At 71.2% G+C, this 24,417-nt stretch carries 12 protein-coding genes; 10 read left to right on the top strand and 2 right to left on the bottom strand.

Going from position 1 to position 24,417, the window contains the following annotated elements; all coding sequences use genetic code 11:
- Positions 1-130: 130 nt before the first annotated feature.
- On the top strand, positions 131-1,759 hold the full coding sequence (locus ACZ3I3_RS35485; RefSeq protein WP_467371882.1) for a sensor histidine kinase: 1,629 nt from the start codon (positions 131-133) through the stop codon (positions 1,757-1,759).
- A gap of 32 nt (positions 1,760-1,791) precedes the next feature.
- Entirely contained in the window at positions 1,792-2,529 is a 738-nt protein-coding gene (locus ACZ3I3_RS35480) for a response regulator (protein ID WP_467371904.1), read from the top strand.
- 8 nt (positions 2,530-2,537) lie between these two features.
- On the opposite strand, the gene ACZ3I3_RS35475 is transcribed toward ACZ3I3_RS35480, so the two are convergent.
- Together ACZ3I3_RS35475 and ACZ3I3_RS35470 are read right to left on the bottom strand one after the other, a co-directional pair.
- Positions 2,538-2,771, bottom strand: coding sequence for a hypothetical protein (locus tag ACZ3I3_RS35475; RefSeq protein WP_467371880.1), 234 nt, complete (start codon positions 2,769-2,771; stop codon positions 2,538-2,540).
- A gap of 128 nt (positions 2,772-2,899) precedes the next feature.
- A complete protein-coding gene (locus ACZ3I3_RS35470) occupies positions 2,900-3,847 on the bottom strand; it encodes a methionyl-tRNA formyltransferase (RefSeq protein ID WP_467371878.1) in 948 nt (315 codons plus the stop codon).
- 211 nt (positions 3,848-4,058) lie between these two features.
- Here ACZ3I3_RS35470 and ACZ3I3_RS35465 point away from each other — a divergent pair, with 211 nt between their 5' ends.
- From ACZ3I3_RS35465 to ACZ3I3_RS35430, 8 genes are all read left to right on the top strand, one after another.
- Positions 4,059-5,414 (top strand): lysine N(6)-hydroxylase/L-ornithine N(5)-oxygenase family protein, encoded by a 1,356-nt coding sequence (locus tag ACZ3I3_RS35465; RefSeq protein ID WP_467371876.1) that lies wholly within the window; start codon positions 4,059-4,061, stop codon positions 5,412-5,414.
- 55 nt (positions 5,415-5,469) lie between these two features.
- On the top strand, positions 5,470-6,528 hold the full coding sequence (locus ACZ3I3_RS35460; RefSeq protein WP_467371874.1) for a FecCD family ABC transporter permease: 1,059 nt from the start codon (positions 5,470-5,472) through the stop codon (positions 6,526-6,528).
- Between the two features lie 23 nt (positions 6,529-6,551).
- Entirely contained in the window at positions 6,552-7,613 is a 1,062-nt protein-coding gene (locus ACZ3I3_RS35455; RefSeq protein ID WP_467371872.1) for a FecCD family ABC transporter permease, read from the top strand.
- Positions 7,614-7,651: 38 nt separating this feature from the next.
- Entirely contained in the window at positions 7,652-8,491 is an 840-nt protein-coding gene (locus tag ACZ3I3_RS35450; RefSeq protein WP_467371870.1) for an ABC transporter ATP-binding protein, read from the top strand.
- A gap of 114 nt (positions 8,492-8,605) precedes the next feature.
- A complete protein-coding gene (locus ACZ3I3_RS35445) occupies positions 8,606-9,664 on the top strand; it encodes an iron-siderophore ABC transporter substrate-binding protein (protein ID WP_467371867.1) in 1,059 nt (352 codons plus the stop codon).
- 46 nt (positions 9,665-9,710) lie between these two features.
- Positions 9,711-11,498: an ABC transporter ATP-binding protein gene (locus ACZ3I3_RS35440; protein ID WP_467371865.1), complete on the top strand. Its 1,788-nt coding sequence runs from the start codon at positions 9,711-9,713 to the stop codon at positions 11,496-11,498.
- 60 nt (positions 11,499-11,558) lie between these two features.
- Positions 11,559-22,475, top strand: coding sequence for a non-ribosomal peptide synthetase (locus ACZ3I3_RS35435; protein WP_467371863.1), 10,917 nt, complete (start codon positions 11,559-11,561; stop codon positions 22,473-22,475).
- Positions 22,462-24,162: an ABC transporter ATP-binding protein gene (locus ACZ3I3_RS35430; protein ID WP_467371861.1), complete on the top strand. Its 1,701-nt coding sequence runs from the start codon at positions 22,462-22,464 to the stop codon at positions 24,160-24,162. The genes ACZ3I3_RS35435 and ACZ3I3_RS35430 overlap by 14 nt, the downstream gene beginning before the upstream one ends.
- Positions 24,163-24,417: the final 255 nt, after the last annotated feature.

Here is a 24,417-nt window from a genome sequence, read left to right as displayed (position 1 = left end):
GCCGCCGGCCCGGGCCTCGGTCCGGTACCTCTCCTGACACCTCACTTCCGGTTTTGCCTGGCCGGGGTCATGATTGTGCGACTCGGCACATGAGCCGCCCCACCTGTGTCGGCACCGAAGTGAGTTCCTTGTGGTCGCCACCTTTCGTCGCCATTCGCTCGCGGGCGAGATGCTGGTGCTCCAGCTCGCCATCGTCGTGATGGTGCTGCTGGCGGTCGCCGCGGTCTCGCTCGCCCAGTCGCAGGCCACTTTCAACCGGGTCGAGGGACGCCGGGTGAGCGCGCTGGCCGAACAGCTGGCCGCCAACCCCCTGGTGCGCAGCCAGCTGGTGCGTCCCGCGCCCGGGGAGACGCTCGCCCCGCTGGTGCTGGCCACGCAGGCGCAGTCCGGAGTGACCTCGGTGACGGTGGCCGACGCCTCGGGCCGGATCGTCAGCTCCACGAACCCGACGGTGGTCGGCGAGCGGCTGCCCGCCGAGCCGGGCGCCGACCAGGCGCGGGGCTGGTCGGGGCAGCTGACGCTGGACGGCAGCCGCGAGCTGGCCGCCCAGGTCCCCGTCCTCGGGGCGGCGGAGGAGAACCTCGGCCGGATCCTCGGCACGGTGATGATCGGCGAGGCCGATCCGACCGTCTGGCAGCGGCTCAGCGGCGCCTCCTCGTATCTGCTCGCCTATCTGGGCATCGCCAGCGGGCTCGGCGTGGCCGGTTCCTGGCTGCTCGCGCGGCGGGTGAAGCGGCAGACCCTCGGGCTGGAGCCGGGGGAGATCGCGGGACTCGCCGAGCACCGGGAGGCGATGCTGTACGGGATCGCCGAGGGCGTGGTCGCCCTGGATCCACAGCACCGGCTCACCCTCGTCAACGACATGGGCCGCCGCCTGCTCGACCTGCCCGAGGACTGCGTCGGCCAGAGCCTGGACGGCCTGGGCATCGACGGACGGCTGCGCGACGTGCTGTCCGGCACCGCCGCGGGCAAGCGGGACGAGGTCGTCGTCCGCCACGGCCGGGTCCTGGTGATGAACCGGATGACCGTCACCAAGGACGGCCGGCTCCTCGGCTCGGTCACCACCCTGCGCGACCGCACGGAACTGGCCCGCCTGGAGCGGGAGATCGGCTCCTTCCGCAGCTCCTCGGAGCTGCTGCGGGCGCAGGCGCACGAGTTCGCCAACCAGCTGCACACCATCTCCGGGCTGATCCAGATCGGCGAGCAGGACGAAGTGGTGCGCTACATCCGCGCGCTGAACCAGCGCCGCCAGTCCCTGGACGTCACCCTCAGCCGCCGCGTCCGGGACACCGCGGTGGCCGCGCTGCTGATGGCGAAGGCGTCCCTCGCGGCCGAACGGAAGGTCAGCCTGCGCATCTCGGACGACACCGCGCTGGAGCGGCTGGCCCCGGAGGACGCCGCCGACGTGGCGACCGTGGTGGGCAACCTCGTGGACAACGCCGTCGACGCCGCGGCGCACGCCGGGGAACGGTGGGTCGAGGTGGCGCTGCGGCAGGACGCCTCCAGTGTGGAGATCGCGGTACGGGACTCGGGGCCGGGCGTGGCTCCCGAACTGGCCCGCGAGGTGTTCTCCCACGGCTTCACCACCAAGGCCGCCCGGGAGGGCGAGCGCGGCATCGGACTGGCCCTGACCAAGCTGGTCTGCGAACGGCACGGGGGAGAGATCTCGGTGGCCAACACCCCCGACGGGGCCGTGTTCACCGCACGCATGACCGTCAGCCACCTCCCCGAAGCGGTGGCGGAAGGAGCGGCCCCATGACCAGACCGGGCGACACGACCAGACTGGGCGACATGATCAGAGCAGGCGACACGGCCGGAGGGGACGGCCCGACCGGAACAGATGCCAAGGCGGGCACGATCGACGTCCTCGTGGTCGACGACGACTTCATGGTGGCCCGGGTCCACCGCGCCTACGTCGAACGCGTCGAGCCGTTCCGGGTCGTCGGCGTGGCACACACCGGCGGACAGGCGATCGAGGCCGTGGACGAACTGCGCCCCGACCTCGTCCTGCTCGACCTGTATCTCCCCGACCTCTTCGGTCTGGACGTCATCCCCCGGCTGCGCACCGCGGGCCACGACTGCGACGTCATGGTCATCAGCGCCGCGCAGGAGGCCGACGCGGTCCGCGGCGCCGTCCGGCAGGGGGTCGTGGACTACCTCCTGAAACCCTTCGACTTCGAGGACCTGCGCTCCCGCCTGGAGCGCTACGCCGCCCAGCGGGGCCGGCTGCTCACGGCGGTGGTGCGAGGCCAGGCCGACATCGACCGGGTGCTGGCCGGAGCCGGCGTCCCCGCACCGGCCCCCGCACTGCCGAAGGGCATGAGCGTGGAGACCGCCGAACTCGTCGAGCGGGCCCTGCGCGAGGCGGACGGCACCCTGTCCGCCTCCGAGTGCGCCGCGCTGACCGGCGTGTCCCGGGTGAGCGCCCGCCGCTACCTGGAGTACTTCCACGGCACCGGCAGCGCGGAGGTGTCCCTGCGCTACGGCGTCGCCGGCCGGCCCGAACGGCGGTACGCCTGGCGGGCGTGACCCCCTGACTACGGCGGGCCGTCGGTCTTCGGCGCCGGGACGCCCGGCTTCTTCGCCGCATCCTCCGCGATCCGCACGGTGTACAGGCCGGGGCTCTGGTCATGCCACTGCCCGGGTTCCGGTTCGAGGGCCGTCGCGACGGTCAGGGGAAGCACCACGGCCCCGGTGAGGGCCAGGACCCAGCCGAGGACGGGGCTCAGGAGTGCGGCGGCTGTCCGGTGGTACGTGTCGTGGTAGGCCAACTGAGGTCCCGGTGGTTCGACTCGACGTCAAGTACTGCCCCCATGGGACTCACTGTCGCAGCCGCCGTCCGCCGACGGAATCTTGAAACTTGAAGTCGCACGCGTTGCACAGAAGTTTCACAGGGGGCTCAGGGCTGGTTGGTCAAGTAACCGCCCATGGCGGTGAAGTACTCGGTCGCGGGCAGCTCCCGGCCGTCCTCGGTCCGGACACGCGTGATGGCCAGGCCGCGGTTGCGGCCGGTGCGGGCGTCGGCTCCGGCGACGATCACCACGCCCTCGCCCTCGCGGTAGAAGATGCGGCCGGGTGTGCCGCCGTACCGGCCCTCGGAGACGACCGCGGCCAGCACCTCCAGCCGCTTGCTCTTGTGGAACGTGAAGGCGCTGGGGTACGGCTCGGACTGGGCGCGGACCAGCCGCTCCAGGTCCTCGGCCGGCCAGGTCCAGTCGATGCGGCTGTCCTCGATGGACCGCTTGTGGAAGAAGCTGGCCCGGGAGCGGTCCTGCTTGGTGAACTCCGTCTGCCCCGAGGCGATGAGGTCGAGCGCGCCGATGGTGACCGGGGCGATGAGGTCGACGGTCTTGTGGAACAGGTCGGTCGCCGTGTCGGCCGGCCCGACCGCCACGGCCTCCTGCCGCACGATGTCGCCGGCGTCGAGCTCGTCGTTCATCATGTGCGCGGTGACGCCCACTTCGGGCTCGCCGTTGATCAGCGCCCAGATCAGCGGCGAGAAGCCGGCGTACTTCGGCAGCAGCGAGTCGTGCACGTTCAGCGTGCCGTGACGCGGCAGGTCGAAGATGCGCGGCGGAATCCACGTACGCCAGTTGTTGGCCACGATGATGTCCGGGTCGGCCTCCTTGAGGTGCTCGAACAGCTCGTCGTCGTCAGGGCGGTTGCGGATCACGACCGGTACGCCGTTCTCCTCGGCGAGGTCGGCGACCGAGTCGCTCCAGATCTTCTCGTAGGCGTGCTCGCTCTTGGGGTGCGTCACGACCAGGACCACGTCGTGCTCGGAGTCCAGGAGGGCTTGGAGGGTGCGGTGGCCCCAGGTCTGGTAACCGAACATGACGACCCGCATGGGGTTCCTCCTAGAAGCAGGGAATGGCCGTGGCCAGTAAAGCAAGGCTTACCTAAGTGGTCAACGGGGCCGGTTTGTGGGCGTGTTGACGATCGGGCGCTGCTCACGTGTCCGTTTTGTCTATAGACAGCCCTACGGGATGAGCTTAGCCTTACCTAAGTTTTGGGTGGTGCCTCTTTCGGCGTGCCCGACTTCGTACGATGGGAGTGACATGGCACAGGCTCGTCCTGGCGACGCCCCTTTGATCCACGACCTCATTGGCATCGGCTTCGGGCCGTCCAACGTGGCCATGGCGATCGCGCTCAGCGAGCACAACGCGCGCGCCGGTGGGGAAGAGGCGGTCTCCGCGCACTTCTTCGAGCAGCAGCCGCGCTTCGGCTGGCACCGAGGCATGCTCATCGACGACGCGACCATGCAGGTGTCCTTCCTCAAGGACCTGGTGACGCTCCGGAACCCGGCCAGCGAGTACAGCTTCCTGTGCTACCTCAAGAGCAAGGGACGGCTGATCGACTTCATCAACCACAAGAACCTCTTCCCGCTGCGGGTGGAGTTCCACGACTACTTCGAGTGGGCCGCGGGCCAGGTCGACGACATGGTCTCCTACGGCCACGAGGTCGTCGGCGTCATGCCCGTCATGCGCGACGGCGTTGTGGAGTACCTGGATGTGACGGTCCGTTCGGGGGAGGGTCTGGAGGTCCACCGGGCCCGCAACCTCGTCCTCGGCACCGGCCTGCGCCCCCTCATGCCGGAGGGCGTGGAGCGCAGCGACCGCGTCTGGCACAACTCCGAACTGCTGGGCCGGGTCGACGCGTTGGAGGGCACCTCGCCGTCCCGGTTCGTCGTCGTGGGCGCGGGGCAGAGTGCCGCCGAGAACGTCGCCTACCTGCACCGGCGCTTCCCCGGGGCCGAGGTCTGCGCCGTCTTCTCCCGCTACGGCTACAGCCCCGCCGACGACAGTGCCTTCGCCAACCGGATCTTCGACCCCGAGGCCGTCGACGAGTTCTTCGCGGCGCCGAAGGACGTCAAACGCCGGCTGATGGACTACCACGGCAACACCAACTACTCCGTGGTGGACATCGACCTGATCGACGACCTGTACCGGCAGATGTACCAGGAGAAGGTCCTCGGCACCGAGCGCCTGCGCTTCCTCAACGTCTCCCGGCTCACCGGCGTCACCGAGACGCCGGACAAGGTCACGGCCTCCGTCACCTCCCTCGTCACCGGCGAGGAAACCTTCCTCGACGCCGATGTCGTGGTCTTCGCCACCGGCTACAGCCCCGCCGACCCCGTCGGTCTCCTCGGCGAGGTGGCCGACCGCTGCCTGCGTGACGACGATGGCCGGGTCCGTGTCGAGCGCGACTACCGCATCGCGACGGAGCCGGATCTGCATTGCGGCATCTACCTCCAGGGCGGCACCGAGCACACGCACGGCATCACCTCGTCCCTGCTGTCCAACACCGCCATCAGGGTCGGCGAGATCCTCGACTCGCTCCTCGACCGGGGCCGCAAGCCCGTCTCCGACGCGGCCCGGACGGTCGCCGACGGAACGGGCAGCACGGCGCGTTAGTCCGACCCACCCGGCAGGCACGGCGGCACTGAACAAAGGGATAACGTACGTCGACATGGGCACGATCGCAGTGGAGCGTCCCGCGTCCAAGGTCACAACTCAGGCCCGTCGGCGGCGAGTTGTGGGACTTGGCGCGCTGGTGCTGGTCCTCGTGGCCGCGGGGGCGGTGTCGTTGGCCGTCGGGGCGCGCGCGCTGAGCCCCGGCGAGGTGTGGCACGCGCTGTTCGCGCCGCCGGAGTCCGACCAGCGGCTCACCGAGATCAGGCTCATCGTCGAGACCGTGCGGGTGCCCCGGACGGTGCTCGCGATCGTGGCGGGCGTCGCCCTCGGGGTCGGCGGGGCGCTGATCCAGGGGTACACGCGCAACCCGATCGCCGACACGGGCCTGCTGGGCGTGAACTCCGGCGCCTCGTTCACCGTCGTGACGGTGATCGCCGTGTTCGGGCTCTCCGACCCGTTCCAGTACATCTGGTTCGCGTTCCTCGGGGCGGCGGTCGCCGGTGTCGTGGTGTTCGGCCTTGCGAGCATCGGCCGGGGCGCCGGGAACCCGCTGACGCTCGCCCTGGCCGGGCAGGGAGTCACGGTGTTCCTCGCGGCCATGACCACGGCGATCGCCCTGTCGGACCAGAAGTCGCTGAACGCGCTGCGGTTCTGGAACGCGGGCTCCGTGGCCGGCGTCGGGTTCGGCGTCATCTGGCCGGTGACCGGGTTCATCGCGGCCGGACTGGTGCTGGCCCTGATCACGCTGCCCGCCCTCAACCTGCTCAACCTGGGTGACGACGTGGCGCGCGGGCTCGGGGTGAACATCACGCTGAGCCGGACCGTCGGCATCACCGCCATCACCCTGCTGGCGGGCGCCGCGACGGCCGCCTGCGGACCCATCGCCTTCCTCGGGCTCATGGTGGCCCACGTGGCCCGGTACCTGACCGGCCCCGACTACCGCTGGCTGGTGCCGTACGCGGGTCTGCTCGGCGCCGTCGTCCTCCTGGTCTGCGACATCGTGGGCCGCCTGGTGGTGCGGCCGAGCGAGCTGGACGCGGGTGTCGTCGTCGCCCTGCTGGGCGCCCCGTTCTTCGCGGCCCTGGTGTGGCGCGGAAAGTTCAAGAGCGCATGAACAGGACAGGCGTGAAGCCGCGCATGAACAGGACAGACGTGAAACCGTCGGTGACGCCGGGCGTGCGGCTCGGCCGGGTGTCGTTCGTGTGGCGGCCGTGGATCGTGTGCGTCTCGCTGCTGCTCGCGGCGGCGACGTTCCTGGTGTTCTGTCTGTCCATCGGTGTCGGGGACTTCCCCATCGGACTGCCCCAGGTGATCGCCACGCTCTTCGGCAGTGGCGAGCGGGTCGACGAGTTCGTGATCATGGACCTGCGGATGCCGCGGGCCCTGGCCGGGCTCGTCGTGGGTATCGCGCTGGGGGTGTCCGGAGCGCTCACGCAGTCCATCGCCCGCAACCCGCTGGCCAGTCCGGACGTCCTGGGCATCACGAACGGCGCCAGCGCGGTCGCGGTGTTCCTGGTGACGGCGTCGGGCGGGACGGCCGCGGCGGTCGTCAACTCCGTGGGCCTGTCGGCGGCGGCCCTCATGGGCGGTCTCGGCACCGGCCTGCTGGTGTACTTCCTCGCCTGGCGGCGCGGCATCGACGGCATGCGGCTCATCCTCATCGGCATCTCGGTGAGCGCCGTGATGGAGGCGCTCACGACCTGGCTGCTGGTCACGGCCGACATCAGGGACGTCGCCCAAGCCCAGGTATGGCTGGTGGGCTCGCTGGACGACCGGTCGTGGGACGAGGTCCAAGTGGCCTTGTGGGGCACGCTCGTTCTCCTGCTCGTCGTGACGGGCGCCGCGTTCCAGTTCAAGCCGATGCACCTCGGTGACGACGTCGCCGCCGGTCTGGGCGTCCGTTACTCGGCCGTGCGGGCGGTCCTCCTGCTGTGCGCGGTGCTGCTGGCGGGTGTGGCGGTGAGCGCGGCGGGCCCGGTCCCGTTCGTGGCGCTGGTCGCCCCGCAGGTGGCGATGCGGCTGGCGCGCTGCCCGACGCCGCCCATGGTGGCCTCCGCGCTGGTCGGCGCGCTGCTGCTGACCGGCTCGGACCTGGTCGCCCGCACGGCACTGCCCGTCAGTCTCCCGGTCGGCGTGGTCACCGCGGCGATCGGCGGCCCCTTCCTCGTCTATCTGCTGGTACGGGCGAACCGCAGATAGCTGGTACAAAGTCAGGCGAGCCTAAGTAAGGGGGCCTTGTGGTCACTCAGTCCGTCACCGGGGTCGAGTCGAAGTCCGATCAAGCCTCACGGCTGGCAGCCAGGGGCGTCACGGTCGGCTACGGCGCCCGGACCGTCATCGACGATCTCGACGTGGCGATACCCCCCGGCGTGATCACCACCATCATCGGCCCCAACGGCTGCGGGAAATCGACCCTGTTGCGCACCCTGTCCCGGCTGCTCAAGCCGTCCAAGGGGACGGTCGTGCTCGACGGCGACGACATCGCCCGGCTCCGGACGCGGGACGTGGCGAGGAAACTCGGACTACTGCCTCAGGCGCCGGTCGCGCCCGAGGGGCTGACGGTGGCCGACCTGGTCGCCAGGGGCCGCCATCCGCACCAGAGCTGGCTGCGGCAGTGGTCCTCGGACGACGCCGACGTCGTGGAGCGCGCGCTGACCATGACCGGGGTGTCCGACCTGGCCGACCGCCCGGTCGACGCGCTGTCCGGCGGACAGCGGCAGCGCGTCTGGATCTCGATGACCCTGGCCCAGGGCACCGATCTGCTCCTGCTGGACGAGCCGACCACCTATCTCGACCTGGCGCACGCGATGGACGTGCTCGATCTGGTCGACGATCTGCACGAGTCGGGATGCACCGTGGTGATGGTGCTGCACGACCTCAATCTGGCCGCGCGCTACAGCGACAACCTCATCGTGATGCGGGCGGGGTCGATCCTGGCGCAGGGCCATCCCCGTGACGTGCTGACCGCCGAGCTGCTGCAGGAGGCGTTCGGACTGCGCGCCAAAATCATCGACGACCCGGTGGGGGACCGGCCGCTCATCGTCCCGATCGGTCGCACGCACGTCCAACTCGACTAGTTCGCCAGAAAGTTACATAAGTAAGGCTAGGCTTACCTTACTGCCTTGCGATACGGTTTGCCTGCCCTTACCGGGGGCGTACTGGACAGTGCGAAAAAGCAAGAGGATTGACGGATGCTCCTCCACAGAACGACGCGCAGGAAGCCATGGCGGCGGGTCGCGGCACTGCTCTCCGCCGCCACGCTCGGCGTCGGCCTCCTCGCGGGGTGCGGTTCCGAATCGGACTCGGCGGACAAGGGCAGCGACACCACCTCGACCGCCGCGGCCGGCGCCTTCCCGGTCACCGTGGAGCACGCGTTCGGCACCACGAAGGTCACCGAGGCCCCGATGCGGGTCGTCACGGTCGGCTACACCGACGACCAGAGCGTCCTGGCGTTCGGCATCAAGCCGGTCGGCATGACCGACCAGTACCCGAACCCGGCGGGCCAGAGCCCCGACATCAACACCCAGTGGCCCTGGGTGAAGGACAAGTGGGGCGACACCAAGCCCGAGGTCATCATGAAGAACGGTGACACCGGCCCCAACTACGAGAAGATCGCCGCCCTGCGCCCCGACCTGATCATCGCGGTCTACTCCGAGATCGACCAGGCCGGCTACGACAAGCTCTCCAAGATCGCGCCGACGGTGGCCCGCACCAAGGCCGAGAAGGAGCCGTTCAGCGCCCCCTGGCAGGACAACGCCCTGCACATCGCCAAGGCACTCGGCAAGGCCGAGGAGGGCGAGAAGATGGTGCAGGACATCCAGGGCAAGCTGGACACGGCCAAGAAGGCGCACCCCGAGTTCGCGAAGCAGAAGGCCGTCGTACTGTCCTGGTACGAGAACTCGGTGGCGCCGTTCACCTCCACCGATGTGCGCGGCCGGCTCGTGACGGGCATCGGCTTCCAGTACCAGACCGAGATCGACAAGGTCGCCGACGGCAGCTTCTACACCAAGCTCTCGCCCGAGCGCGTCGACCTGGTCGACGTCGACCGCATCTTCGTCATCAACGACAAGGCCGACACGGCGGCCCTGAAGAAGTTCAAGCTGTTCGCCAACCTCGACGCCGTGAAGAAGGGCAACGTGTCCTACCTGCTGGACAGCGAGGGCCCGGCGGTCGGCGCGGCCATCTCCCAGGGCACCCTGCTGTCCATGCCGTACGCCGTCGACGAGCTCGTGAAGTCGGCGGCCGAGTAGCGATGCCGGTCACCCTGTCCTGTCCCCTGCCCGCCCGGGTCGCGGTGTGAGCGCGACCGCCACCCGCCCCGCCCCGGCGACGCTGCACACGGCGACCGGGCGCGAGGCGTCCCGATGGGTCGCGGCGCACTGCCGCGAGGTGCCCTGGCTGTCGGCGGCCACCGTGCTCACCACGGTGGCCGGCGCGGCGCTCCAGGTGCTCCCGGTCCTGCTGCTCGGCCGAGTGGTCGACGGCGTGGTCGAGGGCGAGTCGCGCTCGGTCCTGGTCACCATCGGGGTCCTGATCGGGGCCGCCGCGCTGCTCGGCGCGGCGGCCACCGCGGTGTCGACCTACCTGATCGGCCGGCTGGGCGCCGACCTGCTCGCGCGGCTGCGGGAAGGAGCCGTCCGGGCGGTGCTGGGGATGCCGAGCGCCCGCATCGAACAGGTCGGCCGGGGAGACGTGCTCTCCAGGGTCGGCGACGACGTGGCCGTCATCTCCAAGGGCATCCGTACGGCCATCCCCACGGTGTTCTCGGCCGGAGTGCTGGTCGCCATCGCCACGTTCGGCATGTTCGGCCTGGACTGGCGGCTCGGACTGGCGGGCGCCGGCGCGCTGCCCGCGTACGCGCTCGCCCTGCGCTGGTACCTCCCCCGCTCCGCGCCGCTCTACCGCAAGCAGCGGGTGGCCCAGGCCGACCGTGCGCAGGCGCTGATCAGCGGTCTGAACGGGATCGACACGGTCCGGGCGTACCGTCTGGAGGGCGCCTTCCGCGAGAAGGTGACCAGCGAGTCCTGGCGGGTGCGCGACCTCGGAATCGAGGTGTTCCGGTTCTTCGGCCGGTTCGTCGGCCGGGAGAACCGCGCCGAGTTCATCGGGCTGGTCCTGATCCTCCTGGTGGGGTACGCCCTGCTGGAGGCCGACGCCGCCACCCTCGGCGAGGTGTCGGCGGCTCCGCTGCTGTTCCACCGGCTGTTCGGCCCGCTGGGCCTCATCATGTTCACCTTCGACGAGGCACAGAAGTCGGGCGCGAGCCTGACCCGGCTGGTCGGCGTGCTGGGGGAGGCCGGTGAGGGCCGGCTGGTGGGTGACCCGGCCGTCGCGCCGGCGGACGCCGAGCCGCTGCCGGTGACGGTGCGGGGGCTGACGTTCCGTTACCCCGGCGCCGAGGAACCGGTGCTGAGAGACGTCGATCTGACGATTCCGGCCGGGGGTTCGCTCGCGCTGGTGGGCGCGACGGGTGCGGGCAAGACGACCCTCGCCGCGCTGATCGCGGGCATCGGCACGCCCGAGACCGGATCGGTGCACATCGGCGCGACCGACCTGGCGGGTCTGGACGAGGCCGCGGCGCGGGCCCTGGTGAGCATCCTGACGCAGGAGACACACGTGTTCTCCGGCCCGCTCGCCGACGACCTGCGGCTGTCCGCGCCCGGGGCGACCGACGCCGAACTGGCGGACGCGCTGCGCACCGTCGGCGCCGACGCCTGGGTCCAGGCGCTGCCCGACGGGCTGAACACCAGGGTCGGCGAGGGCGGCGAGCGCCTCGACGTCACCAAGGTCGCCCAGATCGCCCTGGCCCGCCTGGTGCTGGCCCGCTCGCCCGTGGTGGTGCTCGACGAGTCCACCGCCGAGGCCGGCAGCGAGGGCGCCGCCGAGCTGGAACGCGCGGTCGTGGCCGCGTGCGCGGGCCGGACCACCCTGTTCGTGGCGCACCGGCTGACCCAGGCGATGGCGGCGGACCGGATCGCCGTGCTGGACGCGGGCCGTGTCGTCGAGCAGGGCACACACGACGAGTTGGTGGCTCTGGGCGGCCGGTACGCCCGGCTGTGGCAGGCATGGCGCGAGGGTAGTTAGGCAGGCCCGAGCCGGGCTGGGCTTGATTTCTGGTTTCCTTGAAAGGGTGCTGAGTCTTCGATGATGGAACCGAGCGCTCGTCTCGTACGGCTTTCTCCCGCACGCCTGGCCGACGTACGCCGGCGGACCGGCGACCACTCCGACAGGACCATCACCGAAGCCTGCGCCATCGGGCTGTCGTACTGGACGACGGGCGAGAGCCCCGACGGCATCGACCTCACCCCCGGCACCCTGTTCGCCGACGTCCTCGGATGGGTCGACAACGGCGGGGCCGGACCCGGTGGCTGGGAGGTCGGCGCGGACGGCCGGAGCATCCGCGTGCCCGACGGCGTCTCGCCGTCCGAAGCACAGCTCGCCCTGGGCGACCTCGCCGACTTCCCGGACCGGCCCCTCGGCACCATCGGACCCTCCAGCGTCACCGAGAGACTCGAACTCCTGGCCCGCTGGAACGACACCGAGGCCGACCGCAGCCGCCCCACCATCGTCGAGATGTTCCACGAACAGGCGCGGACCAGGCCGGACGCCGTCGCCATCGTGGACGAACGCCGCTCACTGACCTACCGTCAGGCAGCCGAGCTCTCCAGCCAGTTGGCCCACCGCTTGATCGAGCGCGGCCTCGGCCACGAACAGGTCGTCGGCATCTCGCTGGGCCGCTCCGCCGAGATGGTCGTCGGGCTGCTCGCCGTGCTCCAGGCGGGATGCGCGTTCGTGCCGCTCGACCCCCAATGGCCCGCCGCGCGCCGGGCCGTCGTCGTCGAGGACGCCCGGGTCGTCGTACAGCTCAACGCCTCGGGCGAGCACGACCCGGCCGAACCGCCGGCCGTGGCCGTCGACCTCGACGACTGGCGCCACGGATCCCACCCCACCGAGGGAACCGGCGTCACCGTCCACGGCGACGCCCTCGCCTACGTGATCTTCACGTCCGGCTCCACCGGACGGCCCAAGGGCGCCATGATCCGGCACGAGGCGATCAGCGAGCGCCTGCTGTGGCAGGTGAACGAGATCCTGGGCTTCGGCCACGACGACGCCTCGCTGTTCAAGGCGCCGTTGTCCTTCGACATCTCCATCAACGAGATATTCCTGCCGCTGGTGTCCGGCGCCCGGCTCGTGGTGCTGCGCCCCGGCGGCGAACGCGACCCGCACCACCTGCTGAGCGTCATCGCCGAACAGCGCGTCACCTTCACGTATCTGGTGTCGTCCATGCTGGACGTGCTGCTGGAGATCGCCGGCGACTCCGGCCGCCTGGACAGCCTCAGGCACGTGTGGTGCGGCGGCGAGGTGCTCACCCCCGAGCTCTACGAGCGGTTCCGCACCAAGCTCGACATCCCCATGTACCACGGCTACGGCCCGGCCGAGACGACCATCGGCGTCTCCCACGTCATCTACCGGGGAGAGGCGGAACGCCTGTCGACCTCCATCGGCAAGGCCAACCCCAACACCCAGCTCTACGTCCTCGACGAGGAACTGCGCCCGGTCCCCGTCGGAGTCGGCGGCGAACTGTACGTGGGTGGTTTCCTCCTGGGGCGCGGCTACGTCAACGCGCCCGGTCTGACGGCATCCCGGTTCATCGCCAACCCCTTCGCGAACGACGGCTCCCGCCTCTACCGCACCGGCGACCTCGCCCGGTTCGCCCCGGACGGCTCCCTGGACTTCCTCGGCCGCGCCGACAACCAGATCAAGATCCGCGGCATGCGGCTGGAGATCGAGGACGTCGAGGTCGGCCTCGCCGAGCACCCCGGCGTACGGCACACCTGCGTCGTCGCCCGGAAGAACGCGGCGGGCGGCACCTACCTGGTGGGCTACGTCATCCCGGCCGCCGGCAGCGAGGACCTGCGCGCGGACGAGGTCAAGGCGTGGGCCACCGAGCACATGGTCGAGTACATGGTGCCCGCCCACATCGTGGTGCTCACGGAGTTCCCGCTCACCGCCAACGGCAAGCTCGACCGCAACGCCCTGCCGGAGCCCACGATCGGCACCGGCACGCTCCTACGGCCCACCACCGAGAACGAGCGCGCGGTGTGCGCGGCGGTCGCGGCGGTGCTGCGGCTCGAAGAGGTCGGCGTCGACCAGGACTTCTTCCAGCTCGGCGGCGACAGCATCCTGGCGATCTCGCTGCTGACCGCGCTGCGCGACGCGGGCCTCTACGTCACGGCACGGCAGATCTTCACCCACAGCACCGTAGGGGCCCTGGCCGCGGTCGCGAGCCGGGAGGACGTCTCCACGGTCGACCACCGCGATGTCGCGACCGGGCCCGTCGTGGGATCGCCCATCGTGCAGTGGCTCGGCGAGACCACCGACGCCATCGACGGCTTCGTGCAGTCCGTCGTGCTGAACACCCCGCCGGACCTGACCGCCGACGCCCTCGACGAGATCCTCACCGCCGTGGTCCGCAGGCACGACATGCTGCGCGCCAGGCTGGCGCGCGCAGGCCGCTGGAGCTTCGACATCCCGGAACCCGACCGGGCCGTCGCCGGATGGCAGGAGAGCGACCGGCCGCTCGACGCGTGCGTCGCACTCGCCACCGACGCCCTGGACCCCGACAACGGGGTGATGCTGCGCGCCGTCTGGCGCCGCGCGGCCAGGCAGCTGGTCCTGGTCGCCCACCACGTGGTGATCGACGGCGTCTCCTGGCGGATCCTGATGGACGACCTGGCCACGGCCTGGCGGCAGTTCGCCTCGGGCAGCCCCATCGAGCTGCCCCCGGTGGGCACGTCCTTCCGCCGCTGGACGCAGCTGCTGGAGCGCGCCGCGTTCGACGCGGACAGTTCCTACTACTGGCGTCCGCGGCCGGCAGCGGACCAACCGGTGGGCAGGCGCGCGCTGTCCGAGGCCGACACTGTCGCCACGGAGCGACTGCGGACCGTCTCGGCCGGCCCGGAGATCACGTCCGCGCTGCTGGGCGAGATCCCCGCGAAGTTCCACGCGGGCGTCAACGACGTCCTGCTGACCGGGCTCGCCGTCGCCCTCGCCCGGTGGCGCCGCGACCTGGGACAGGACCAGACCTTCGCGCACATCGAACTGGAAGGCCACGGCCGCGAAGGACAGTTCGTGGCGCCCTCCGCCGGTTTCGAGCCCGAACTGTCGCGAACTGTCGGCTGGTTCACCACTCTCTTCCCGGTGACCGTCGACCCCGGCACGGCGGCCGACTTCACCGCCCCCGCCTACCTGACCGCCGCCCTCAAGGCGGTCAAGGAAGACCTCGCCCGGGTGCCGGACAACGGCGTCTCCTACGGTGCCCTGCGGTACCTGACCGACACCGAGTTCGACGCGCCCGCACCGCAGGTGCTCTTCAACTACCTGGGCCGTTTCGCCGCCGGAGAGCCCGGCGACTGGCAACTGGCGCAGACGACCGGTCAGTTGGGCGAGAAGCGCGATCCGCGGATGCGGCTGCCGCGCGCCCTGGAGTTCAACGCGATCGCCGAACCGGCCCCGACCGGCGAGTACGACCTGGTCACCACCATCTCCTGGCCCGACGGCATGTTCACCGACGAGGACATCGCCACCATCGGCGGCTACTTCCGGGAGGCCCTGGCCGGACTGGCCGCACTCGACCCGCGGGGCGGCCACTCGCCCAGCGACTTCCCCCTGGTGCCGCTGACCCAGGCCGACGTCGACGCCCTGGACGGCCCGGCGCTGCGGGACATCCTGCCGCTGACGCCCTTGCAGGAGGGCCTGTACTTCCACTCCGTCTTCGACGACGACTCGGCCGGCGCCTACGTCGAACAGCAACTGCTCACCCTGGACGGTGAGGTGGACGCCGACCGGCTCGCGGCGGCCGCCACCCGGCTGCTCACCCTCTACCCGAACCTGGCCGCGCGCTTCGTGGCCCTCGCCGACGGCCGCGTGGTCTCCGTACTGGAGAGCGGCGTCGAGGCGCCCTTCACCACCCTGGACCGCCCCGGCATCACCGACGCCGAGCTGCGCGACCTGGCCGAGCGGGACCGCCGCGCCGGATTCGACCTGGCGACCGGCCCGTTGATGCGCTACACCCTCATCCGCTCGGGTCCCGGCCGGAACGTCCTCGTGCAGACCGTGCACCACATCATCGCCGACGGCTGGTCGGTGCCGCCGATGCTCCGCTCGCTGCTCGCCGAGTACCACACGCCCGGGACCGTGTACCCGATCGGCGGCTTCGCCGACTACGTACGCTGGCTCGCCGGACGCGACGCCGACGAGAGCGACCGGGTGTGGCGCGAGCAGCTCGCGGACCTGCCCGGTCCGTCGCTGGTCGCCGAGGGGCACACTCCGTCCGACCGGTTCGCCGACACCGCCGTGCGGCCGGACCAGGACATCGACGCGGCCGCCCGGTCGGCCGGTGTGCCGCTGAGCGTGGCCGTGCACAGTGCCTGGGCGGTGACGCTGGGCGGCATCCTGCACGGACAGGACGTGGTGTTCGGCTCCACGGTGTCCGGCCGCGACGCGGACGTGCCCGGCATCGAGGACATGGTGGGCCTGTTCATCAACACGATCCCCGTCCGCGCCCGTTGGACCGCCACGACCACCGCCCGGGACCTGCTCGCCTCGGTCCGGGAACACCAGGGCGCGGTCCTGCCGCACCAGCACGTCTCACTCGCCAGGATCGGCCGCCAGGCCGACGCGGGCTCCCTGTTCGACACCCTGGTGGTCTTCGACGTCGCGACCGATGTGGGCGCACTGCGCCGGCCCGGCGACACCCTGGTCGTCACCGACCTCGTCAACGAGGGCGCACCGCACTACCCGTTGACGCTGGTCGTGGAACGCGCACTCGACGGCCGCCCGCGTTTCAACCTGATCTACGACGGCGAGCTGCTGCGGGAGACCACCGCCCAGGCGATCCTGCGCACGTTCACCTCCACCCTCACCGCCCTGCTCACCCGACCGGACACCCTGGTCGACGACGTGACCTCCGAGGGCGACCGGCGCCCCGCGCGCATCACGCCGACCACCCTCGGCAGCCTGTTCGACACCGCCGCACGGCGCGACCCGGCCGCCACCGCCGTCACGCAGTGCGGTCTCGACGGCGGCACCCGGTCCTTGACCTACGGCGAACTGGCGGCGGCGAAGAACGAGTTGGCCTCGGCTCTGCGTGCGGCCGGTGTCGGCCCGGGCCGACGGGTCGCCGTCGCCGTCCCACGGTCCGTCGAGCAGGTCGTCGCCCTGGTCGCCATTGTCACCGCGGGCGGCGCCTACGTACCGCTGGACCTGGCCTACCCGGACGAACGGCTGGAGTACATCCTCGCCGACGCCGCCCCGCAGGTCGTCCTCGTGGACCGAGAACAGCGCGACCGCTTCACGGAACTCCTGGCCCGTACGGGCGTACAGGCCCGGGTACTCGTCCAGGGAGACGACCTTCCGCAGACCACGACCAAGCCGGGCCCGGGGGCCGGTTGGCACGACCCCGCGTACGTGATCTACACGTCCGGATCGACCGGCCGGCCCAAGGGCGTCGTCGTCCCGCACTCCAGCGTGGTGACGCTCCTCGCCAACACCCAGCCCGACATGGACTTCGGACCGCACGACGTCTGGGTCCAGTTCCACTCCTTCTCCTTCGACTTCGCGGTCTGGGAGCTGTGGGGAGCGCTCGCGCACGGCGGTGAGCTGCTGGTGCCGGAGTACGGGCTGACCCGCTCCCCGGTCGACTTCCACCGGCTGGTCCGCGAGCGCGGGGTGACCGTGCTCAACCAGACGCCCTCCGCCTTCTACCAGTTCATCGAGGCCGACCGGCACGCCGGCGAGCCCCTGCCCGCACTCCGCCGCGTCATCTTCGGAGGCGAGGCACTGGACCTCGGGCGACTGCGCGGCTGGGTCGAGCGGCACGGCACCGGCTCGCCCGAGCTGGTCAACATGTACGGCATCACCGAGACCACCGTCCACGTCACCCACCGCGTGCTGACGGACGAGGACTTCGCCCCCGGCGACGACATCAGCCCGATCGGCGGCCCCATACCCGGCCTGGTCACCCACCTCCTCGACGACCGGCTCCGCCCGGTGCCGCCGGGCCGGGTGGGCGCCATCTACGTCGCCGGCGACCAGGTGTCGCTCGGCTACCTGGGCAGGCCCGGGCTCACCGCGGGCCGCTTCGTGGCGAACCCCTTCGCGGGCGACGGCTCCCGCATGTATCACACGGGCGACCTCGCCCGCCGCACCCTCGACGGCGAGCTGGAGTTCATCGGCCGCGCCGACGACCAGGTCCAGCTCAAGGGCTTCCGCATCGAGCTGGGCGAGGTCGAGACCGCGATCCGCGAACTCGACGGCGTGACCGACGTGGCCGTGACGGTGGCGGACAGCGGGGATCACCTGGTGGCGCACGTGGTGGGCGAGGTGCCGGGGGACTTCGCCGAGCAACTGGCCGTGAGGCTGCCCGTGCACATGGTGCCTGGGCAAGTGCTCACGATCGACGCCCTGCCGCTGACGGTGAACGGCAAGCTGGATCGAAAGGCCTTGGCCGAGCGGGCACTTGGGGGCGCGGGGAACTGCGCGACAAGCCACGACGCACCCGCAGACGAAATCTCAGCTGTAGCCGCACTCACCAAGATCTTCACAGAGACACTGCCCGGCACGGAAGTGACCGCCGACACCGACTTCTTCCACGCCGGAGGCGACAGCATCATCGCCATCACGGTCGTGAACAGGGCCAGGACACTCGGCCTGCCCATGGCCCCCCGGGACGTGTTCCTGCACAAGACCCCCCGCGCGCTCGCCGCACACCTGCCAACGCGCACACCACAAGCCACCGCCCCCACGCACCGCGAGGACGGCCCCCTCCCCCCGACGCCGATCATCCTGCGCCAACGCGAACTGGGCGGCTCACTCACCCGCTTCGCCCAGGCCCGGGCCCTTCAGGCCTCCCAGGGCACCACCTTCACGGACGTCCAGCGCGCCGCGAACGCCGTGGTCGCCGCACACCCGACCCTGCGACTGAGGCTCGGTACCGAACACGGAGTGTGGACCCTCCGCACCGAACCCGCCCGCGACATCACCGTCGTACGCCCGGACACCCCCGACGCCACGACCGCCGCGAACGACGCCGCCGGACGGCTCGACCCCGAGTCGGGCGAGCTCGTCGCCTTCGCGTGGCTGGAGGCGAGCCGCACCCTGGTCGTCACCGCGCACCACCTCGCCGTCGACTCGGTGTCCTGGCTGATCCTGCTGGACGACCTGGCCGCCGCCCTGCGCGGGGAAGCCCTGGCCGCACCGACGACGTCGTACGCCGAGTACGCCGAAGCCCTGGCCCTCCGGTCCGCCCACGCGACCGACCACCTCGGGCACTGGCTCACCACGCTCCAAGCGCCCCCGCTGCTCCCCGCTGTCGAGGGACTGCGGGAGACCACGGTCGTCCTCCCGCCCGAAGCGACCGACCGCGTGACGCGCACCGCCCCCGCCGCACTCGGCGTCGGCCTCACGGAACTGCTGTGCGGAGCCCTGCGCACCGCGCTGACCCACATCCAGCCCTCGCCCACCGACCTCGCGATCGACCTGGAGCGGCACGGCCGGGCCCCGGTGCTGGAACACCACGACTACACCCGTACGGTCGGCTGGTTCACCGCCATCGCGCCCGTACGCCTCACCGCGCACACCGACCCCGTCGCGGCGGCCCGCGAGGTCGCCGAACGCCAGCCGGACGAGCGCGCCCACGTCAGCTACGGACAGCTCAGGTATCTCAACCCGCAGACGGCCCCGCTGCTCAACTCCACCCATCCGCAAGTGCTGTTCAACTACCTCGGCCGGGGCAGCGAGTCCCGGGCGGTGCACCTCACCGGCGGAGACCAGGGCAGCCCGTACGCCGTCGAGGTCAACGCCTGGCTCGACGAGACCACCGGCAGCCTGCACGCGGAGTTCACCCTCGCCGAGGGCATTCCCGACGAGATCACCGAGCACTGGCACCGCGCCCTCCGGCGCATCGCGGACGCCGCGACGACGGCCGAGCGCACCGCACCGGTCACCCCGCTCCAGCGGGGCCTGTTCTTCCAGGCCCAGATGGCGGGCTCGGCCGGGCACTACGTGGCGCAGAGCTGGTTCACGTTCGACCGGCGCCTGGACACGGGTGCGCTGGCCGAGGCGATGGCGTACGTGATCGCCCGGCACCCGGTCGTGGGCGCGGGTTTCACGACCGACTCCGACGGCAATCCGGTCCAGGTCCTCAAGGCAGGCCGACGCGTCGACGTCCGTACCATCGAGCTGTCGACGCACGCCGAGGTCGACGCCCTGCGGTCCCGGGACCGCGATACCGGGTTCGACCCGGGCGAGCCGCCGCTGATCCGGCTGACCGTGGTGCGTCTGCCCGGCGACCGCGACGGCCTGCTGCTCAGCTACCACCTGCTGCTGTGGGACGGCTGGTCCCGCGAGATCGTCCTGCGGGACCTGTTCGACGCCTACGAGGCCGCCGTCGCGGGCGATCCCCTCGACGCGGTTCCGGCCACGCCGGGCTTCGAGGACTACGCCCGGGCGCTCGACGCCAAGGACTCCGCCGTCTCGGAGCGCTTCTGGGCGGAGCACCTGGCCGGTCTCCCCGGCCCCACGCTGCTCGCCGGACCGGCGCCGTCCTTCTCGGACGACCTGCCGCGCGCGCTCGTGCACGTGCTGTCCGCCGAGCAGTGCGACCTGCTGCGGGAGGCGGCCAGGGCGCACGGCGTCACGCTGAACTCCGTGCTGACGGGCGCGTTCGGCCTGCTCCTCGGCGCCCACACGGGCCGCAGTGACGCCGTGTTCGGCGTGACCGTCTCGGGCCGCGAGGGCGAAGGGCTGTCCGACATCGTCGGCGTGCTGCTCAACACCGTGCCGATGTGGACGCGGCCCCGGCCGGACGACACGGTCCGCGACTACCTCTCGGCCGTGCAGACGGCCAGGGTCGAGGCGATGGAGCACGAGCACCTGGGGCTCGGTGAGATCCAGCGGGCCAGCGGGCACGACACCCTGTTCGACAACCTGTTCGTGCTCCAGAACTTCCTGGACCTGGACGCCTTCGCCGAGATGAACGCCCGGCACGGCATCACCTCGGTGCAGGCCGACGACTCCACCCACTATCCGTTCACCTGGGTCGTCACGCCCGGCGACCGGCTCACCGTCAAGCTGGAGTACCGCGACCAGGACACCGAGAACGCCCGTCGTCTCCTCCACGACTACCTGCGCGTGCTGGAGGACCTGGCCCGGGCGACCGGCCCGGTGGGCGCGCTGCGGGGCCTAGGGCCGGAGCCCGCGCGGGGCGAGCGTACGGACGTCGGCACGGACACCGTCGTCGACCGGTTCGACCAGGCGGCGGACCGCGCACCGGATCGGGTCGCGCTCGTCGCCCACGGGTCGACGATGACGTTCGCCGAACTCCGGGACCGCAGCCGCGCGGTGGCCGGCGTGCTGGCCCGGCGGGGCATCGGCCCCGAGACGAACGTGGGGCTCGCGATCCCGCGCTCCCTCGACTCGATCGTGGCGCTCTTCGCCGTGCTGCGGGTCGGCGCCGCGTACGTGCCGCTGGAGCTGGACCACCCGGACGAGCGGATCGCCGCGATCGTCGAGGACGCCCGCCCGGAGGTGATCCTCACCGTGAGCGCCGTGTCGCCCCGGCTGGCCTCGCTGGACGCCGACCTGATCGAGTTGGACCGCCCGCTGCCCGAGGCCGCGCCGTACGTGACGTTCGCACCGGACGACCCCGACCGCCTGCGGCACCCCGCCTACACGATCTACACCTCGGGATCGACCGGCAAACCCAAGGGCGTGGTGACCGAGTACGCCGGACTCACCAACATGCTGATCAACCATCAGCGCCGCATCTTCGAGCCGGTGCTGGCCGAGCACGGCCACCGGATCTTCCGCATCGCACACACCGTGTCGTTCGCGTTCGACATGTCCTGGGAGGAGCTGCTCTGGCTCGCCGACGGGCATGAAGTGCACATCTGCGACGAGGAGTTGCGCCGGGACGCGCCCCGGCTGGTCGAGTACTGCCTGGAGCACGCGATCGACGTGATCAACGTGACCCCGACCTACGCACAGCAGCTGGTGGCCGAGGGCCTGCTCGACGACCCGGACCGCCGGCCGCCGCTGGTGCTGCTCGGCGGCGAGGCCGTCACCCCGACCCTGTGGCAGCGCCTCGCCGAGACCGAGGGAACAGTCGGCTACAACCTCTACGGACCCACCGAGTACACCATCAACACCCTCGGCGTCGGCACCTTCGAGTGCCAGGACCCGGTGGTGGGCGTCGCGATCGACAACACCGACGTGTACGTCCTCGACCCCTGGCTGCGCCCCCTGCCGGACGGCGTCCCCGGTGAGCTGTACGTGTCCGGCATCGGTATCGCGCGCGGCTACCTCGGGCAGCCCGCCCAGACCGCGCACCGCTTCGTCGCCTGCCCCTTCGGGGAACCCGGCGAGCGCATGTACCGCACCGGGGACCTGGTGGTCCGCCGGCCCGACGGCAACCTGATGTACCTGGGCCGCACCGACCAGCAGGTCAAGATCCGCGGGCACCGCGTCGAACTCGGCGAGGTGGAGGCCGCGTTCGCGGCGCACCCGGCGGTGCGGTTCGCCGCCGCGGTCGCCCAGCCCGACCCGCAGGTCGACGGCGCGTACCGGCTGGCCGCCTATCTGGTGCTGGGCGGGGCGGAGTTGGCGGCGGTGGCGGCCGAAGTGGGCGCCGCACTGCCGGACTTCCTGCGCCCCACGCACTACGCCCAGGTCGACAGCATCCCGCTGACGGTGAACGGGAAGGCTGACACCAAGGCGCTGCCGGAGGCCAAGCCGCTGGGCGCGCTGACCACGGTGGGGGAGCGGGGGCCCGAGACCGAGACCGAGACCGTGGTGTGCGAGTACTTCGCCGAGGCACTGGACCTGGACGACGACGAGGTGAGCGCGGTGAGCGACTTCGTGTCCCTCGGAGGACACTCCATGCTGGCGGTGCGGCTGATCGGGCTGCTCCGCCGCGAGTACGGTCCAGTGATCACGATCCGAGACCTGTTCACCCTGCGCACCCCGGAAGCGATTGCCCGCCACCTCGATGACAACTCCTGACACGCAGCGGCCCCGCTCGGGGTCCGACATCCTCCGCACCGCCCTGCGCCGCAACGTCGGCGCCATGGCCGGCGGCACCCTCCTCATGGGCCTGTACCAGGCGGGCGAGACCGCCTTCCCCATCGCGCTCGGCCTGATCGTCGAGCACACGATGCGGGACCGCAGCCTCGGCGCGCTCGGCCTCTCGATCGCCGTCCTGGCCGTGATCATCACGACCGTGTCGCTGTCCTGGCGGTTCGGGATGCGCATCCTGCAGAAGGCCAACACCACGGAGGCGCACCGCTGGCGCGTCAAGGTCGCGGGCTGCGGACTCCAGCCGGTGGCCAGGGACGTCGACCTCAAGTCCGGCGAGGTGCTGACCATCGCCACCGAGGACGCCGACCAGACCGCCGACATCATCGAGGTCGTGCCGCTGCTGATCAGCTCGCTGGTCGCGGTGGTGGTCGCGGCGGTCGCCCTGGGCCTGGCCGACATCAGGCTCGGCCTGCTGGTGATCGTGGGAACCGTCGCGATCCTGTCCTGCCTGAGCGTGCTGTCCAAGAAGATCGGCACCAGCACCCAGGAACAGCAGGCCCGGGTGGCGCGGGCGGGCGCGAAGGTCGCCGACCTGATCACCGGCCTGCGCCCGCTGCACGGCTTCGGCGGCAACCACGCGGCGTTCCGGTCCTACCGCGAGGTCAGCACGGAGGCGAAGGTCCAGGCGATCACCGTCGCCAAGGTGAACGGCGCCTACGCGGGCACCGCCCTGGCCCTCAACGCGGTCCTCGCCGGCGCCGTGACGCTGCTGGCCGGCTGGCTGGCGTTCGACGGCCGGATCAGCATCGGCGAACTGGTCATGGCCGTGGGGCTGGCGCAGTTCATCATGGAACCGCTCAAACTGTTCTCGGAGATGCCGAAGTACGTGATGATGGCGCGCGCCTCGGCCGAGCGCATGGCGCTGGTGCTGACCGCGCCGCCGGTGATGACGCCGGGATCCGAACGCCCGGCGGAGAGCGGGGACGTGGAGCTCGACTGCGTCCGGTACGGCACCCTGCGCAAGCTGAAGTTCCAGGTGTCGGCGGGGGAGTTCGTGGCGATCGCCGCCTACCAGCCGCGCACGGCCGCCGACCTCGCGTCGATCCTGGCCGTGAACGTCCCGCCCGGCGCGTACGAGGGAACGGTGCGGGTCGGCGGGCGGGACCTGGCGGACCTGTCGGTCGAGGCGGTCCGCGAGCACGTGCTGGTGAACCCGTACGACGGGGAGATCTTCGCGGGGACGCTCCGCTCGAACATCGACCCGTCGGGCACCAGCCGCATGGTCCCCGAGGCGGTCGAGGCGTCCATGCTGACCGACGTCGTCGCCCTCCACCGCGACGGCCTCGACTACGCCGTCCGCGACCGCGGCGCGAACCTCTCCGGAGGACAGCGCCAACGGCTCTCCCTGGCCCGCGCCCTGGCCGCCGACAGCGACGTCCTCGTCCTGCACGACCCGACGACGGCCGTCGACGCGGTCACGGAACAGCTCATCGCCCGCAACGTCGCGAAGCTGCGCCGGGGCCGCACCACCATCGTCCTCACCAGCAGCCCGGCCCTCCTGGACGCCGCCGACCGGGTCCTCGTCCTGGACGACGGCGTCGTCACCGCCGAGGACACCCATCGCAACCTCCTGGCCACGAACGAGGACTACTGCCTGGCGGTCGCCCGGTGACCGCTGTGGCGGGCGGCCGTCGCGGCCGACCGGGATCTCCGTGACCGCCCTCCGAACACTTTTCGGCCACACGCGCGGTGTACGGAGCGCTGTTGCTCCCTGACGTTCCGCTGTTCCAGATGGTGGCTGCCTCGGTGGTGCGCGGCGCGGGCGAGCCGGTCGGCGGTGAAAGTACAGGCGACGTAAGGGATATGTGAAGCGCTTGCGTGCAAACGCGTCCGTAACCCACACCGCAGTACTTTAATCCTCACCGAC

The sequence above is a fragment of the Streptomyces sp. NPDC016851 genome (genome assembly GCF_055562795.1).
This window is presented reverse-complemented; position numbering and strand designations above follow the sequence as displayed.